Here is a 17,994-nt window from a genome sequence, read left to right on the forward strand (position 1 = left end):
AAGTTATTTTATCATGAGTGGATATTTACTGGCTGAGGTGTTAAAATGAAAACTACGTTTAGTGTAATTAAAGCGGATATCGGAAGTCTCGCTGGACATGGAAGAGTTTATCCAGACGTTACAAAACGATGTGAAGAAATAGTTGCAAAAGCAAAGGAAGAAGGACTCCTGATGGACTATCATGTGACATCTGTTGGAGACGATACACAACTGATAATGACTCACAAAAAAGGTGTAGATAACGAAGAAATTCACAAGTTAGCATGGGATGCATTTATAGAAGGAACAAAAGTTTCAAGAGAACTTAAACTTTATGGTGCAGGGCAGGATCTTCTTACAGATACATTTTCAGGAAATGTAAAAGGGATGGGTCCGGGGGTTGCAGAAATGGAATTTGAAGAAAGACCAAGCGACCCTGTAGTTGTTTTCTGCTGTGATAAGACAGAACCAGGTGCATTTAACCTGCCTCTATTTAGAATGTTTGCAGATCCATTTTGTACTGCAGGGCTTGTAATAGACCCTTCCTTACATGAAGGTTATGAATTTGAAATGTACGATGTTATGGAACACAAAGTGATTAAACTGAAATGTCCTGAAGAGATGTATGATTTACTGGCATTTTTAGGTGCAACAAGCAGATATGTGATAAAGAGAGTCTGGAGAAGATCAGATAATGAAATAGCTGCTTCATGCAGTACTGAACGTTTAAGCTTACTTGCTGGAAAATATGTTGGAAAAGATGACCCTGTTGCTGTTGTAAGGGCACAATCAGGATTTCCGGCAGTAGGAGAAGTTTTAGAACCATTTTCATTCCCTCACTTAGTTGGAGGGTGGATGAGAGGTTCTCATAATGGTCCTTTAATGCCCTGTGCACAAAAAGATGCTCATCCTACAAGATTTGACGGACCTCCAAGAGCTATAGCACTTGGATTCCAGTTAGCAAATGGTAAACTTTTAGGACCTGCAGATTTATTTGATGATCCTGCATTTGACAGGACAAGGGATTTTGCAAATGAGATAACTGATTATATGAGAAGACACGGCCCTTTCGAGCCACAAAGATTGCCTGCAGATGAAATGGAGTACACCACACTTCCCGGAGTTATGGAAAAACTTAAAGACAGATTTGAGGATATAGAGTAAACTTTTATCCAAAAATAGAGAATTTATGTATTTTAAGCTCCAATTATTTACCTGGAGCCTAAAACTTTAATTTTTGAAGACGATGAACATATCTAAGAAATGAATCAATTTAATGTAACGCTTATTTTTAATCTATAAACAATTTAGATGGATTTTGGATACACATTTTATTTATATGCTTCTTTTTAACTCCGTATTTTACCATATAGTCTATAAACATCTTCATTCCTTCTGTAGGCTTTGGATTATGCGCCTGTCCAAAATCTGTTGCCATTATGCATCTTTTAGGTCCAATTTCTTTTATTGCATCAGCAATTACTTTTGGATCTAAATTATCATGCTTTTCCATGCAGGCAACAAAACAGTGTTCAAGATAGGCATATTTAGCCATTTCTTTTTGCTCATCGATGCTTGCACCAACGACTCTTGTTAGGGGATGGTTGACAATTATTTTTTTAATATTCAAACTTTTCGCCATATCCAGCAATAAAAAAATATCATGGGGTTTTAAGTGGCCTGTAGCTAAAACTAAATCATTCTCTGCAGTGACATTAAGAATATTTTCTGTATTCTCGTAATTTATAGAAATTTTGGGTGCAGAAATTGTTGGAAACCACACTATTTTACCCCCCATCACTGCTGTAACTCTAACTGCTTCTGGATTCAGTCCGCCAACACCTGAATTTAAACACACCCCTCCAATCACATTAAAATTTGATATTTCTCCTGCAATTTTAGCTCTTCCCGCAGTGGGTTCAACATGAGATTTAATAACTATGGCACTCATTCCTTCATTTTTAGCTTCTTTCGCCGCATTAATATCATTTAAGATCCTTGGTTTGATATCGGGGGCTGTATGGATATGGGTGTCCAAAAAACCATTGAGTTTAATTCCTTTCATAGTTTTCATGGATAATCGGTTATATTTTTCTTAACTTCGTCATAAAGATTGTTACCATGAGAATCCATTGCAACAATAAGTGGGCCGAAATCCTTTACTTCAAGCTCCCATATAGCTTCAGGAACCCCTAAATCGATCCAGTTAACATTTTTAATCTTTAAAATTGATTTAACGTATAGTACAGCGCATCCTCCAACTGCAGCAAGATATGCTGCATTATTTTCTTTAAGGGCGAGGGCAGTGTTTTCATCCATGCCTCCCTTTCCAACCACTGCTTTTACACCAAGTTTCAACACATCTGGCTGATATGGATTCATTCTTGTGCTTGTTGTAGGTCCCACCACCACCATCTCATAATTAACATCGTTATTTTCCACTTTCGACCTGATAATAGGGCCTGCATGGAATATAACAGATCCATCAAGATTTACAGGAGAACCTTCATCCAGAATTCTCTGGTGCGCCCTGTCCCGTGCAGTGTAGATGGTGCCTGATATGTATACAATATCACCAGCTTTCAATCTGGTTACATCATCATCTGAAAGAGGGGTTTTAAGTTTTATGTTCATAAATTCACCTGTCTCATTTATTATTTTATGGTATTAACCAAAATGAGTTTTATTTTTTTATTTTTTCCCAATTGAAATTTCATATTTTCATATCATTAACATTTATCTTTACATTTTCATCATCTTTTTCTGTACTTTCAATTCGCTGATATCTTCATAATATCTCAGTTTACCGCCGCACTGACACTGGTCAAAGTCTTCTGGGGATTCTCCTTCTTGAAGTTTGTAGTAACCTTTGCAGTCTTCACATACTAAATAACCATTATCCGATTTTTTAGATGATGAGCTGATTTCAGGTTCATAATTTTTATCAACTGCTTTATATTGTGTGATATCTGTATTTATAAGCTTAAAATACGTTTTATACGCAGTTATCACATCTTCTTTACTTATTTTATCTCTATCGTGGTTAACAGCACTGCAACCTGCAATAAAAAGCATAAATTCATCTTCAGCTCTTTGAATACCTATCTGATAGGTAAGTCCAAATCTTTCCTGCCCGATCAAAGATTTAACATAATTTAATTTTTTTAAAAGTTTTTTAGTATCAGAATTTTCCCAACGAAGGTTTTTCAGAGCAATTAAGTATTCTTTACCAGTTTTCGGCACATTTAGTATTTCATTGAATTTATCAAGGGCGTGGATTAGTCTATGATCTAATCCACTAAGATATATATTTCTGAGGTCTTCGCATCCTAATTTTTTCTCCGCATGCGCATAATATGTCAATACAAATAAAGAATAGAGTGCATTGAGGTTATTAAAAGATATTAAACTGGAAAATGGAGGCATATAGAAGGGAAATTTACCTAACTCTTTGAACCCAAGAGCTATAAGATGGGTTTTTTGATTTCTTTCATTTTCAATTAATCGGGCATCTGATGAAAAGATTTCCTTATTCTGGATAGATCCATTATACATTTTTTCATAAATCTTTGACACTTTTAGAAGGTTTATTTCATGGAGAATTAATTCTAATCCTTCCATGCTTTCATGACTTAACTCCTCAAGAGTCTTTTTTAGATTATACTCTATTGCCCTATGAAATTTCATATTTTCACATCATTAACAAATCAATTTTCTAATTCTGAAATATTAAATTCCTATATATTTTAAGCTTTTTTAGCTTATAATTAATCTGCAGAATTTATAAGGAAAATTTCTATTTAAACCCTAACCATTTTTTGAATCTATCTCCTAATTTGAAAACACTGTCAACAAATTCATAAATTCCATATGAATAAAGTCCTGCTCCAATAGTTTCAGATAGAGGGGCAAATGAATTAAATCTTCCACCTAATAGGTTTATTATTAATTGGATAGCACCCGGAATACTGGGAGTGGCACTGAACTTGAAAATTTCTAGAATAAATGCAAATGGATTGATAATGATATAAGCATCTTTCAAAAAAAGCCATCCGATATATGCTAAACACTTCATTATAATTCCAATAAGCCCTAAAAATCCTCTTATAACTGCAAAAAGGATTATTTCTAGGAAAAACCACAGGACTGATAAAGCACCAATGTACCATAAAAATATCAAGGCTAAAAGTAGAATCACTACTAATAAAATTATTAGATATAATGTATAATCAGGAGAAGTTGGAGGTTCATTTTGATCTGGTGAATCTCCAGAACCACCACCTCTATCTTCTGATGATCCACCTGAAGAACCTCCTGTGCTTGATCCGCTTCCACTTGAACCTCTAGATGGGCCTCCTTGAGATCCACGTCCACCATTTCCAGATGATCCTCCTGTACCTGATGAACCACCGCCTCCTATTCCAATTCCTGACCATCCGCTTGGCGGTTTGATAGAACCTGAAAAATCAACGGCAGTAAAAGAAATATAGATTATTCCTTTATTTCCAGCATAATCAGTTGCTATCAACTTTACATAATGAGTTCCAATGGTTATTATGTGGGGAACACCAAATTCATAGGTCCAGTAACCATTCAAATAGTTCAAGGGTTGAGAGGAAGGGCCACTAAGAAAGATGGGAGAACCAAGCCAATCGCGAAGATAAGTAGGATGATAAGAAAATGATCCATCAAAATATGCATGAACAGCTTTTGTGTCTGGAGATGATTGGGCTGTGATTTTTATTCTTCTTTGTCCTGAAAAATCGATAAATTTTAGAGTATCTGGGTTTATAGTGGCTGTTATTATTGGCGGGGCGTTATCTACTGTGAAATTTAAGGAAATTGTCCTTTGATTGTCTACATTATCTGTAGCTGTAATATGTATTGTATAAACTCCATCCGGCAAGTTTGGAACAACATAATCTATATTCCAGTCGCTACCAGAATCATCTCGCCACCAGTCTGACCAGGAATGTAACTTTTTCATATTAAAAGTTTGTCCTAAAATTGTTGCTGTAATATTTGCAGTATCATCTGGTTTAAAATAGGATCTGGTGCTGCCAGAAGCTTTTATTTCAAGTGCATCGCCGGATCTTAAGGGGTTTGGGTTGGCAGAACTTGAAATATATGGGGGAGTGTTATCCACAGTAAATCTGATAGAACTATCTGCAGTGATGAGTGTAGTGCGGTCAGGAGTAACCCATCCGAGCCCATATAGAATGGTGATCCAGATAGTATGATCTCCATCTCCTAATTGTGGAACAGTATATTGAAGACTCCATAATCCACTGGGCTGTTTTTCTAGGTTCACAAATCCGGATGGAGTAGATGCATATACTTTTTTGGCATCAGGACTGACATTGACATTTAAAGTGAGTAAATCGCCGGATTTTAGCCTTTCAGGGTAACTAATAGTGGTTATTGCAGGTATTATGTTCTCTACATTGAAATTGATAGTTGTATTGCCATGATTTCCTGACAGGTCCTTTGCTGTCAATAAAGCTGTGTAAGTTCCTTCTCTTAGCCAGCTAAAACTGGAACTGAGCCATGATCCATCTTCTTGTCTTGTAAGAGTGTAAGTAATGTTTACAGCATCATCGAAATATTGAAATGAATCAGAGCTGATGGAACGAACTATTGATGCAGTAACGCTTACAGTATCAGGATCAGAAAATGCCTGGATATCAATCCATGGCCTTTCTCTAAATACTCCATTTAAAAGTGTTGCATGTGTAATAATTCCTGAAATAACTGGTGATACATTATCTATTGGGTTTAAAACATTAAAATTAAGGGAAAAAGTACCTTGATTACCTGCACTATCTTTAGCTGTCAGTAAAATAGGATAATTACCATCTAAAACATATGGGGCCATGTATTGAAGATTCCATGTATCATTCTGTTTTATTAGGTCATAAGTTTGATTGAAGATTAAGGCAGTTATACGTGATGTATCAGGATCAGAAGTGGCAGTTATGTTTATTTTATCAAATGTTTTCACTGTTTCTGGGTTTAGGGTGCCTGAAACAGTTGGTGGTTTATTATCCACAGTAAAACTCAGGAAAAAATTATTTTGATTTCCAGCCTTATCTTTTGCAGCTAATAAAATTGGATAAATGCCATCGTCAATATCTGGAATAGTGTAATAGAGGTCCCAACTACTCTCTGATTGTTTGTACAGATCAAAGACTTCACCAAGTATTGAAGCAGTCACGCTCATTGTATCAGAGCTTGTTAATGCATTAATAGAAATTGGATCCCATTTTTTCCCAGCATTTGGCGTAACAGTGCCAGAAATTGTAGGTATTGTATTGTCTACAATAAAATTAAGGTTAATCTGTTTTTGATGTCCTTCATTATCAGTTGAAGTTAATAAAACATCATAATATCCATCAGAAACATTTGGTACAGTGTAGGAAAGATACCAGAGAACATCTGCTCCCTTATTCAGGTTCAATGTTTCACCCAGAATCAATGCAGTGATATTGACTGAGTTTGGAGCATTTACTCTCACAGTTATTTCATCACCTGATTTTACTATACCGGGATTAATTATTCCAGAGATTGAAGAGTTAATATCTTGATTATAAACAAAAATATCTGCACAATGATTACTGTCTCCTGGAACTAAATTGCCTGCATAGGAACTGAAGGCCACAAAACTTCCATCATCACTTATGGAAGGATTATAGCTAGATGAATCAGCTTCTTCCCATATATAAGATGTACTTATACGATTTGTAGTTTTTAATGTCCGGTCATGAAGGAATATATTGTGGCCATTTGCTACATCAGCGAAAATATAAGGGGAGTTCTCATTTAAACCAGCTTCTCTAACTTGCTCTCCTTTCGTAGCTTCAAATGCTATAAAATGTCCATCACCACTTATTGAAGGATTGCGAGATATTGTTTCTTCTGAAATGAAAATACTAACCTTTTCGGTGATTCCTGTTTCTGTATCATGGACAAAAATATCTCTCCAGGGATTACTATCATCTTCAACAAGGTTATTGGCATCTGAAGTAAAAGCAATATAACGCCCATTGCTATTAATTGATGGGTTTTCACTATTACCATTAGCTTCATGGCCATTGCAGGATATGCTTACTCGTTTTGTGGTTTTTAAAACTCGATCATGGAGGAATATATCCTGACAATTGTTATTGTCTCCACCTGCAAGGTTTTCTGCATATGAAGTGAAAGCGACATAACGTCCATCATCACTTATAGAAGGTTCATACCCTACACGTATCATGGAATTAGGGGGCATTAATTGTTCATTGCCATTATTTGATATACTTATGCGCTCTAAAGTACCTGTAATACGATTGTAAACAAAAACATCACCCCAATCATTTGTATCATTTTCTACAAGATTGCTTGCCCATGAAGTAAAGGCAATATAGTTTCCATTCCCACTTATAGAAGGCTCATTACTGTTTGAATTGGATTGTTCTCCATTAGAAGCTAAGCTAATTCTTTTTGTTAACTTAAATAATCTATCATAGACAAATATATCACCGGCATCATTTGTATCGTCATCTACAAGATTAGTTGCATGTGAGACAAATGCTACAAAACTTCCATCAGCACTTATCGAAGGCTCAAAGCTATCTCCATTACTTTCAGTGCCTGTGCTGGAGATACTATTCCTTTCTGTGATGTTTAAAACGCGATCATGGACAAATATATCACTATGGCCATTCGTATCATTTTCTACAAGATTGTTTGCATAAGAAGAAAAAGCTATATAACGACCATCACTGCTAATAGAAGGCTCAGAACAGCCATAATTAGATTCACTACCATTGGTAGAAATACTAACACGTTCGATGTTATTATTGGCTGCTGCAACAGTTCCACAAACTGATAATATGAAAATAAACGTAATTATCAGTAATAATACGTTCTTTCTCAAATTTCCACGTCCTTAAACTGTATAAATTATATTATTGTAAATATTTTTTTAAATAAATGGAAATATAGCATTTAAATCATTAGTAAATCTATAATTGTCTTTTAATGATGTGGTGGTAGTATATTAATTCACTATAGTAAATCAATTAAAGTATTAACGTTTATAAAGTTTACTACTTTAATATGAAAGCTTAAGATTAAATACAATAATCAAAAAAAAATATTGAACTCATTTCAAAAGCCTCCATATGTAATCATGCACGTCAGGTTGATAAAAGCCATGAATGTTAAGTGGCCTCTCAAACCTTAGGCGGATTCAATCCATCCACTGAATCTTGAAAATTACATTTTCAATTCTCTCTACAGCAATTCTTTTATTATGATTTTTCATCGACCCTCCGTGGTCTTCCTTTATAGCCATCGCATCCTATAGATTCGCCCCTTAATTCCCACTTCTAATCATCAAATTCTTTAAATCTCATGGCATGATTTTATATACGATGTAAAATATAAAATTTTTGAAATGGGTTCTTAGTAAAAAATATAAAAAATAATCACATTATAGATTAAAAACATCTTCAGGAGTTAATTATGTCCACAGATAACTTGGTAGGTCTTACAAGATATATCATGACCCTTCCATCAACCAGATTTTCACTTTTCAGCATGGCATTTCTAAGCTTTATAATTGGATGCGCAGCTTCCTTAATGGAACCATTAGCAAAATATTCAATATTTCATAATGTTGTTTACGGGGGTTCAGCAGGTTTTTTAATTTTTGGTTTAACTTCTATAATGGGCGGTGGTTTAACCCCTCTTATCATAAATTCTTTTAAAAACAGTAGATACATGAAAATGAAACAGTCAATGTTCCTTGCATTAGTTTCAATGATGATAGTGGGAGTTATATATGTAATAGGTAGTCTGGTATCTTCCTTTTCAGTTTATGATTATATTATTGATGCCCTGATTTTTGGCTGTGCAGTAATGTTTGCCTTCAGAATCCTGGCTATTTGGGGGACGTCTAATATAAGTTTAATAAAGTCTGTTGCGGTGTCTGCAACTCAACCTGCACTTATAATCAGCATGGTAATAGTTATAGTATTTTTAACCAGTATAACCACCAATATTGGCAATTTCAGTATTTTAGCACTTATTTTAAGGATACTTATTGCATCATTGATATTAATGGTTGCAATATATTCCCTTGTAGTTGTTATAGAGTCCCCAATGAGAAGAAATCTGGGAGTTGGAGGATTAGAGCTTTTAAGTCTTACATTATCTCACCTTACTGAAGGGTCTTCTGCAATGGAAAATCTTTTTGAGGATATAGGTGAGCCTATTGATACATTGACCGGTGTTATAAGCTTTAAGGGAAAAAATGGAATCAAATCAATTTTTATGGCACCATGTGTACATCCAGGTCCAATAGGAAACATTGGAGGGGGAAACATGCCTACAATACTTTCAAGCAAGTTTGATACTTTCACCATGGTCTCTCACGGCCCTTCAACTCATGATTTCAATCCTGTTGCCTCCAAAGAAATAAATAAAATAGAAGAGGTTGTAAAAGATTCCCTGAGCAATATGAGTTATTTTGAAAACGTCAGCGAATTTTTCAGGGTTGAAAATGATGGCGCCAAGATAGGTGCACAGTATTTTGACAACAATTTATTAATGCTTGCAACATTTTCGCCTGAAGGGTTTGATGACATCGATTTTGGGGTTGGTCTTGCCCTTATGAACCAGGCAAAGTCTGTCTGTGGGGTGGAAAATGTTATACTGGTAGACTGCCATAACTGTTTTAAAGGCGAAGGTGGAAGGGTTTTACCAGGTAATAAGGAAGTTTTCAAGCTTATGGAGGCAGTTTCGAAAATAAAAATACCCAAAAAGAGATACAAAATTAAAGTAGGATGTTCAAGCGATTCTATGGATGCAGTGTCTAAAGAAGACGGTATAGGAGAAAGTGGAATAAAGGTAATGGTTGTTGAGGCATATGACTATGAGGGAAACTCTCAAAAATCTTCGATTTTTGGAGCCCTCGAACACGAAGTGTTCGGGGCATCGAAATCGGAGATTTCGAATGCGCAAAACGTTAGTTTTGCAAGCTCTCAAAAGACTGCATACATACTTTTAGATTCAAACAACATGATTAAAGGATTTAGAGAAAAAATACTGGAAAAAGTGCTGGAATTAGAGATAGATATGGCAGAAGTAATGACCACAGATACGCATTATGTAAACACCCTCTCTGGAGGTCACAATCCAGTTGGAGGAAAAATGCAGGATGAAATAATAGAATCCATTATAAAATGCACTGCAGAAGCTATAGCTGATTTAGAAGAAGTTTCAGTGGGTTTCAAGGTTCCCCATATCAAAGATATTAAAACTCTTGGCCCCACACATGCTACTGAACTTGTAACTACCATAAGTTCAATTGTAGCTGTTAGCAGGATATTTGCACCGCTTGTATTAATATTAGCACTTTTTTTCGTGTTTATATGGATATTTTACTGGGCATTTTAGATAGTTATTGAAAAAGGGGAAATGGTTTTAAATGTTCATGAATATAATCCAGACCATCATCCATAAGAAGAAAAAAGGTGCTATACCGCTCCAAAACCATCCTTTTACTCCCCCTACTTCTTTTTTACCAAATAATTTTTCTGAAATCCTGCCAGATAGATAAAGAATGATTAATGCACCTATAATTGCCAGTGCTTCATTTCTACCTATTCCAGGTATAGCTCCGCTTGATAATAAAAATGATATGTAACCTGCTGCTACTGCAGCAGCTCCATGAATTGCAGCTACTTTACCGTCTACGTCCATATATTTCTCCTCCATTTTTTATAACATGTAATTGAATTTTTAATCAACACTTAATTAATTCGATGACTTTAATTTATGTTCTAACAAAATAATACTTAGCATTTTTAATTAGAATAGTTCTTTATATAACTTGGTGAGATTACTAATAAATGTTTTATCTTTAAAAATAAAATTTACTGCTATTATCCATCACATATTTAAATGTTTATTTAAGGTGTTACCATGAAAAACATGTCTAATGTGGACATTTATGCAATTTGTCATGAAATGAGAGAAGTTTTAAAAGGTGCAAGGGTTGATAAGGCATTTCAACCAGCTAAAGACACAGTTTTAATCAGGTTCCATGTAGCTCGTAAGGGAAGAGTTGATGCTGTTTTTCAGGCAGGTATCAGAACGCATTTAACCCAGTATCCTCTTCCAAACCCTAAGATTCCCCCAAATTTTCCAATGCTTCTTAGAAAATATATTAAAGGGGCAACAGTAGAAGACATTAAACAGCACAATTTCGACCGTATAATAGAGATTGAGGTGAAAAAAGAGCACAGATTTACACTAATTGTTGAACTGTTTGCAAAGGGGAATATAATACTTTTAAATGAGGAAGGAAGGATTATTTTACCTCTTAAACGTAAATTATGGAGCGACAGGAAAATATCTTCCAAAGAAGAGTATAAGTACCCTCCAAAAAGAGGTATTAATCCTCTTGAACTAAAAAAGGATGAACTTAAGGAATTATTTGATAATTCATCTACAGACATAATAAGAACCCTTGCAAGAAGCGGTTTAGGCGGTGTTTACGCTGAAGAAATTATAATGAGGTCTGGGGTACAGAAGGAGTTACAGGCATCAGAAATTCCAGATGAAGATTTAAATTCTATCTATAGGGCTATTGAAGAACTTTTTGAACCTTTAAAGACATCAAGGTTTCATCCTCAAATAGTAAAAGGTGAAAAAGAAGATGTGGTCCCTATTGATCTTAAAATCTATGAAAATAACGAAAAAGAGGTCTTTGAAACTTATAACCTGGCTGCAGATGAGTTTTACAGCAGTAAGGTTAGAGAAGATATTAAAAGTGAGTATGAGGGTATATGGGGTAGCGAGGTTAAAAAATTTGAAAAAAGATTGAAGATTCAGGAGGACACTTTAGCTAAATTCCACAGGACCATTACAGAATCAAAAAAGAAAGGAGATTTGATATATTCAAACTATGGAAAGATTCAAAACATCCTTGATATCATAATGGATGCAAGAAAAAAATATTCATGGAATGAAATAGCATCAACACTTAAACAGGCTAAAAAGCAGGGGATGGAAGAGGCCCAGATAATTGAATCACTTGATAAACTAGGAAATCTTAATTTAAAGATTGATAACACTCCCATAATGATTGATGCAACTTCCCCAATACCAGAAAACGCTGAAGTTTATTATGAGAAGGCAAAAAAGGCGAAAAGAAAAATAAGTGGAGTTAATATAGCAATTGAAAAGACTAAAAAGGAAATTGAAAAAGCGAGAAATAAAAAAGAAATAGAAATGGAAAGAGTAACTCTACCTGAAAAGAGGGTTAAAAAAGAGCTTAAATGGTTTGAAAAGTTCAGGTGGTTCCTCTCATCAGACGGGTTTTTGGTAATTGGAGGTCGTGATGCAAATACCAATGAAATAGTGGTTAAAAAGTATATGGAAGATAATGACATATATTTCCACTCAGATATACATGGAGCACCTTCTGTTGTGGTAAAAAGTGAAGGTAGGGAAATTCCAGAAACAACAATTGAAGAGGCAGCTTCGTTTGCAGCATCATATTCAAGTGCATGGTCAAAAGGATTTGGATCACAGGATGTGTACTGGGTTTGCCCAGATCAGGTTTCAAAGACCCCCCAATCTGGAGAATTCGTTCCTAAAGGGGCGTTTATTATAAGGGGAAGTAGAAATTATATCCGGGCAGCAACACTTTTAATTGCAGTGGGTGTGGTGGATTATGAAGGGGAGAGAATAATGGCCGGTCCTCTGGATGCTCTTAAAAAATATACTGATAAATACATCATCATTAAACCGGGTTATACAAAAAAAGAAGCACTTTCAAGGGAAATATTAAGGAAAATTGATGAAGAAGGTGTTTTCACGCTTGAAGACATGATAAGGGTTCTACCCTCTGGTAAAGCAGATATTGTTGATGAGAGAACAATTAAAAGAAGATGAATTCATTCATTTTTAAAGGTTAACCTGAAAAAAGCGCCGTCCATATTTTTAAGTTCAACTTCGCCGTTTAACTGGCCTTTCAAGCTATTTACAAGACGTAACCCTAAAGTTTCAGTATTTTCAATATCTAAATCTTCAGGATAACCTGTGCCATTGTCAGATACTATCATTTCATACTCATCTTCTGTATAACGGAAACTTATACTGATTTTACCCTTTTTAACAGTATTTAATTCGTTTGCAGATGTTTTATAGTGGAATTCATGGGTTTTCACATTTTTGAATGCGTGCTTTATGGAATTGGTTATGAGTTCATTGATAATCAGACCACAGGGAAGCGCCTTATTAATATCCAGCAATACGTTATCTACATCTACTTCAAGGTCTATCAGTGGGCTGATATCGTATGAACGGCAAAGATCTGATGCCAGCTTTGGAATGTAATCTGCAAAATTTATTTTTGAAATATCTTTGGATTGATAAAGCTTTTCATGAATCAGTGCAATTGACTTAACACGGTTTTGAATTTCTTTAAAAGCATCATATACTTTTTTATCGTCTATACCATTTGACTGGAGATTTATAAGAGAACTTATTATCTGTAAATTATTTTTAACCCGGTGATGAATCTCTCGAAGCAGAACCTCTTTCTCTTCAAGAGACTTTCTTATTTCATCTTCTGCCTTTCTCTGCTCAGTTATATCTACAAGAGTTTCTACAGCACCAATAACTTCGTTTTTAGAGTTTTTAATGGCTGCTGCAGTGAAATGTAACCATTTCCCCCTATTTCCAAGAGAGGGAAAGAAATCTATAGCTTCATATGCATCCTCTAAAATTCTGGATCTTTTATACTTATTTCCAAAATACCTGGGGATATCTTTATAACGTTTATCTACTAAAAGGTCACACATAGAGGGCCTTTCATAATCATAAAATGCCTGCCACTGATTTTTAGTGCCGACAATTTCTCCTGCAGGAATATTACTCTGTATCTCCAGTGCCCTGTTCCAGTAAATTACATTATGCTCATTATCAATTACAAACTGGGGAACTGGAGAAAAATGTATGATTTCCTTTAATTTTTTTTCACTTTCCTGTAATGCTTCTTCTAATTCCTTTCTTCTTATAATTTCTATTTTTAATTCTTCATTGGCTTCTTGAAGTTCCCTTGTTCTTTCTTTAACTTTATTTTCTAATTTCAGGTGTGCCTGAATTAATGATTCTTCTGCTTTTTTTCGTTCAGCCTTTTCTTCTGCCTCTTTTAAAGCTCGATGAATTGCAGGTGCCAGTTTTGAAAGATTATTTTTAAAGATGTAATCTGTTGCACCTGTTTTAAGCATTTCCACGGCAAATTCTTCCCCAATTTTACCGCTTACAAAAAAGAAGGGAGTATCTGGAGACTTTTCTTTAGCAATTTTAAGTGCTGAAACACCATCAAAGGAGGGGAGTGAATGATCTGCAAGTATTAAATCAGGTTTATATTCATCAAGCGCCTTTAAGAAATCTTCTTCTTTTTCAACGACATTTGAAGAAAATTTTAATCCATCACGGCGCAGTTCATATTCAATTAACTCTGCATCAAATGAAACGTCTTCAAGTATCAGTATTTTAAGTTTTCCCTGCATTTAAATCTCCATTATTCCGGGGATTTATTCAGTAACATCCAGTATAATCCAAGTGTTGAGACAGCTTCCCTAAATTCATCAAACTCCACAGGTTTGCTGACATAGCTGTTTACGCCAAGGTTATAACTTTCTACAATATCTTCGTCTTCTTTAGATGATGTTAAAACAACAATGGGTATTTTATTTGTTCTCTCATCCCTTTTAATTTTGCGTATAACTTCTAACCCGTCTACTTTGGGCATTCTTAAATCAAGAAGAATTAATTTAGGGAAATCATCAATTTCCCTTTCAGAGTATCTGCCTGTTGCAAAGACAAACTCAAGTGCTTCTTCTCCATCTTTAACCCAGACTAAATTGTTAGCAAGATTTTTTCTCTTTAAAGCCCTGATTGTAAGCTCAGCATCAGTTTCGTTGTCCTCTACAAGTAGCACTTCAATTTCGTTAAAACCCATTTTCTTCATCCCTTATTTTATGTGTGGGAATAGAAAAATAAAATGTTGCTCCTTTATCTGGTTCTCCTTCTCCCCAGACCGTCCCACCATGTCTTCTAATCACTCTTTGAACAATGGAAAGTCCAACACCTGTTCCTTCAAATTCATCTGCACCATGTAACCTCTGGAATAAGCCGAAGAGCTTATCTTTGTATTTCATGTCAAAGCCCACACCATTGTCCTTCACAAAATATGTGGTTTCATTTTTTCCATTTTTTGCACCTACTTCAATTATTCTTTCATCCTCTGGCTCTGTAAACTTAAATGAATTGGAAATAAGGTTACTGAAGACCTGTTGGAGCAGTGCCAGGTCTCCATAAGCTGGAGGAATATGTTCCAATTTCAGGTGCACATTTTGAGATTGTGATGATGATTTCTGTTCTTCAAACACTCTTTTTACAAGTTCTTCCATATCTACGTCTCTAAATTTCATTTCCTGACGGCTTGCACGGGATAATAAAAGGATATCATCAATAAGCTGTCCCATCTTATGGGTATTTTCTCGAATAATGTTCAACAGTCTTTTACCTTCACTGTCCAGTTCATCTTCGTAGTCTTCCATCAAAATACGGGAAAATCCATCAATAGCTCTAAGTGGAATCCTCAGATCATGTGAAACTGAATATGCAAATGCTTCAAGTTCTTCATTGGCATCTTTAAGCTTTTCTGTCCGCTTTTTAAGTTTTTCATTCATTTTATTAAGAATTCTCACTTTCTCTATTCTTTCAAACAAAAAAGCAACCATGATCACTATTAAAAGTACCATTAACACCCTAAAATAATCTTCAGTAATTATGCCTCTTAATCCTAATGAAATTAGCAGTATAAAAATTACAAGTCCTATTAAAATTGCAGGAGCAAGCCATGCTTTATTTCCCTGCCCAAACTCATGGAATGCTCTCAATGTTCTCACCGTAATCAATAGCCTGTAACAGCTTCTTAAAATTTATTTTTATCTTTTATCTTCTTTTTAAGTAAAAAGTTAATATCAATCAGATATTTCCCTTCCTCATCAGAGACGATTATGGAATCATCCTCTAAAAGCGCTGGAAGATCCACTTCATAGATCCCATGGTCATGGACCATAATGGTTTCAACAGATTTTCCATGGGGCTTTTCTTTTCTGTCCTCTTTATCCTCAGGATGATACTCAAAAAAATGACTTCCACACTCTGGACATCCTTTAAGAATATCCTCTGGACATCCTTTAAATAATGCGCCGCATTTAATGCATAGATGCACCACTATCACCAGTATCTGCTATCATTGAAAGGAAGTTCGACCTTTTCTTTACTGTTTTCATGAGATTAGCAGGTCCAATTATGGTCAGTCCAACTGCTTTTTTGGACATTCCCAAAAAAGATCTTTTATTCTTCTCAAGGGTATATATATCGATTCCCACAAAATTTTCAATATCTATCTCCCTCATGGTGGTTTCTATAAGTTCTGCCTCTTCTTCAGGGGTTAATCCTCCTTCAATAACTACAAGGTCTCCTCCTTTAACTCTGTCTACAATCATTGAAACCTTTTCTATGCTGCTATAAGATCGAAGAGCGTCTGAAGATAGAAAATCCATTTTTAAACTATTCATTTTTTAAACCTCTGAATCTATCCGGTAATCCCTATTTAAATCTCTTTACCATGGCATCATAAAGATCCCCTGTATTTTCACCATGCAAAGCAGAAATTGGCACTACTGTGTGCTGGGGAAACACTGATGCTATACGTTCAGGAGAAGATTCTGGAATATCAATTTTATTGGCCACAATAACAAAGGGAATTTTTCGGGCTTCTAAATTTCCAATTATGGTTATATTAGCCTGTGTCAGCGGATCTTTAGTGGCATCTACAACCAGAAGAACGCCCGTAACATCATCTAACCATTTAATAGCCTCTATAATTCCTTTTGTAGCTTCTTTTGCCCTTTCCTTTGCTTCTGCTTCTGATAAACCATACTGCAAAAAATTCTTGTAGTCTATTTTAGTTGCTATTCCTGGCGTATCTATTATATCAAAATCCAGTTCAACACCGTTATGCTTTATACTCACTTTTTCCTGTCTGTAAACTCTTCTGGTTTCATGAGGAATCTCTGATACTAATCCCAGGGGTTTCCCTAACCAGTCACTGGTCATGGTGTTTGCAAGTGTGGTTTTCCCTGAATTTGGATGACCGTATAGTCCTATCTTTAGTTTTTTGTCTTTACCAAGAAGTCTGTTTAAGAATCTTCTGAAAATGTTATGCATCCTATCACTCTTTATATATTTGCCCAGGTTCAAGAATAACAACCCTCATATCTTTGTTTTTTAATTCAACACGATCTTTAAATTCTTCGCTGTCCTGCTCTATTACAGGAAACGTATTATAATGCATGGGTATTAAAACTTCCGGGTTAATCCATTCTGCAGCTATTGAGGCTTCAAATGGCCCCATGGTGTACCTGTCACCAATTGGCAGAAGTGCAATGTCGACTTTGTAGATATCTCCTATCACTGTTTTCATATCTCCGAATAAACCTGTATCTCCAGAGTGGTATATCTTTCTGCCGTTTTCCATGTGGAGTATATAACCGCAGGAGCTTCCTCCAGCCCCTATTTCTTCTATAAAGTCCATATCAGATGAATGGGTGGAATTAACCATGGTTATTTTTGTGTTATGAGTTTGGACTGTGCCTCCTATGTTCATTCCCATAGTTTCAAAACCCTGTTTTGCAAGATACACTGAATGTTCGTGGTTACTTACGATTACGGCCCCTGTTCGGTTTGCAATCTCCATTGTATCTCCAAAATGATCTGCATGTCCATGTGTAACACATATTATGTCTGCATCAGCTTCTTCCACTGTAACCGGGCAAACTGGATTATTGCTGATAAAAGGGTCTATCAATATCTTTAAATTTTCATAGTTTATCTGGAATGCAGAATGTCCAAGCCATCTTATTTCCATTAATCATG

The 17,994-nt window shown here is 35.3% G+C and carries 15 protein-coding genes; 3 read left to right on the forward strand and 12 right to left on the reverse strand.

Features of this window, described 5'->3' with window-relative positions:
* Positions 1-45: 45 nt before the first annotated feature.
* Entirely contained in the window at positions 46-1,143 is a 1,098-nt protein-coding gene (gene fbp / locus PQ963_07065; GenBank protein ID MEN4029420.1) for a fructose-1,6-bisphosphate aldolase/phosphatase, read from the forward strand.
* 127 nt (positions 1,144-1,270) lie between these two features.
* Here fbp and PQ963_07070 read toward each other — a convergent pair whose 3' ends face one another.
* From PQ963_07070 to PQ963_07085, 4 genes are all read right to left on the reverse strand, one after another.
* Positions 1,271-2,053 (reverse strand): DUF6282 family protein, encoded by a 783-nt coding sequence (locus PQ963_07070; GenBank protein ID MEN4029421.1) that lies wholly within the window; start codon positions 2,051-2,053, stop codon positions 1,271-1,273.
* Positions 2,050-2,613 carry a FumA C-terminus/TtdB family hydratase beta subunit gene (locus PQ963_07075; protein MEN4029422.1) on the reverse strand — a complete coding sequence of 188 codons (564 nt, stop codon included), beginning with the start codon at positions 2,611-2,613 and terminating at the stop codon, positions 2,050-2,052. The genes PQ963_07070 and PQ963_07075 overlap by 4 nt, the downstream gene beginning before the upstream one ends.
* Before the next feature lie 108 nt (positions 2,614-2,721).
* Positions 2,722-3,666, reverse strand: coding sequence for a hypothetical protein (locus PQ963_07080; GenBank protein MEN4029423.1), 945 nt, complete (start codon positions 3,664-3,666; stop codon positions 2,722-2,724).
* Positions 3,667-3,775: 109 nt separating this feature from the next.
* The gene (locus PQ963_07085) at positions 3,776-7,897 is read right to left on the reverse strand and encodes an Ig-like domain-containing protein (protein ID MEN4029424.1); all 4,122 of its coding nucleotides are present in this window, start codon (positions 7,895-7,897) and stop codon (positions 3,776-3,778) included.
* A gap of 590 nt (positions 7,898-8,487) precedes the next feature.
* Here PQ963_07085 and PQ963_07090 point away from each other — a divergent pair.
* Positions 8,488-10,422 carry a DUF2070 family protein gene (locus PQ963_07090; GenBank protein ID MEN4029425.1) on the forward strand — a complete coding sequence of 645 codons (1,935 nt, stop codon included), beginning with the start codon at positions 8,488-8,490 and terminating at the stop codon, positions 10,420-10,422.
* Positions 10,423-10,449: 27 nt separating this feature from the next.
* Here PQ963_07090 and PQ963_07095 read toward each other — a convergent pair whose 3' ends face one another.
* On the reverse strand, positions 10,450-10,728 hold the full coding sequence (locus PQ963_07095) for a hypothetical protein (protein ID MEN4029426.1): 279 nt from the start codon (positions 10,726-10,728) through the stop codon (positions 10,450-10,452).
* 222 nt (positions 10,729-10,950) lie between these two features.
* Between PQ963_07095 and rqcH the strand changes: the two genes are divergently transcribed.
* Entirely contained in the window at positions 10,951-12,927 is a 1,977-nt protein-coding gene (rqcH, locus tag PQ963_07100; protein ID MEN4029427.1) for a ribosome rescue protein RqcH, read from the forward strand.
* 2 nt (positions 12,928-12,929) lie between these two features.
* Here rqcH and PQ963_07105 read toward each other — a convergent pair whose 3' ends face one another.
* Genes PQ963_07105 through PQ963_07135 form a run of 7 tightly spaced genes read right to left on the reverse strand, consistent with a single transcriptional unit; the run spans position 12,930 to position 17,986 of the window.
* Positions 12,930-14,552: a histidine kinase dimerization/phosphoacceptor domain -containing protein gene (locus tag PQ963_07105; GenBank protein ID MEN4029428.1), complete on the reverse strand. Its 1,623-nt coding sequence runs from the start codon at positions 14,550-14,552 to the stop codon at positions 12,930-12,932.
* Positions 14,553-14,563: 11 nt separating this feature from the next.
* Positions 14,564-15,004: a response regulator gene (locus tag PQ963_07110; protein MEN4029429.1), complete on the reverse strand. Its 441-nt coding sequence runs from the start codon at positions 15,002-15,004 to the stop codon at positions 14,564-14,566.
* The gene (locus PQ963_07115; GenBank protein ID MEN4029430.1) at positions 14,994-15,947 is read right to left on the reverse strand and encodes an ATP-binding protein; all 954 of its coding nucleotides are present in this window, start codon (positions 15,945-15,947) and stop codon (positions 14,994-14,996) included. The genes PQ963_07110 and PQ963_07115 overlap by 11 nt, the downstream gene beginning before the upstream one ends.
* A 35-nt stretch (positions 15,948-15,982) precedes the next feature.
* Complete coding sequence (locus tag PQ963_07120; GenBank protein ID MEN4029431.1) at positions 15,983-16,285, reverse strand: Zn-ribbon containing protein; 303 nt, start codon at positions 16,283-16,285, stop codon at positions 15,983-15,985.
* The gene (locus PQ963_07125; GenBank protein MEN4029432.1) at positions 16,269-16,634 is read right to left on the reverse strand and encodes a DUF2073 domain-containing protein; all 366 of its coding nucleotides are present in this window, start codon (positions 16,632-16,634) and stop codon (positions 16,269-16,271) included. Before PQ963_07125 ends, PQ963_07120 begins: the two co-directional genes overlap by 17 nt.
* Before the next feature lie 31 nt (positions 16,635-16,665).
* Entirely contained in the window at positions 16,666-17,286 is a 621-nt protein-coding gene (locus tag PQ963_07130) for an Era-like GTP-binding protein (protein MEN4029433.1), read from the reverse strand.
* A 4-nt stretch (positions 17,287-17,290) separates the two neighbouring features.
* Complete coding sequence (locus PQ963_07135; protein ID MEN4029434.1) at positions 17,291-17,986, reverse strand: metal-dependent hydrolase; 696 nt, start codon at positions 17,984-17,986, stop codon at positions 17,291-17,293.
* Positions 17,987-17,994 lie beyond the last annotated feature (8 nt).

This window comes from Methanobacterium sp. (genome assembly GCA_039666455.1).
Lineage (GTDB): Archaea > Methanobacteriota > Methanobacteria > Methanobacteriales > Methanobacteriaceae > Methanobacterium_D.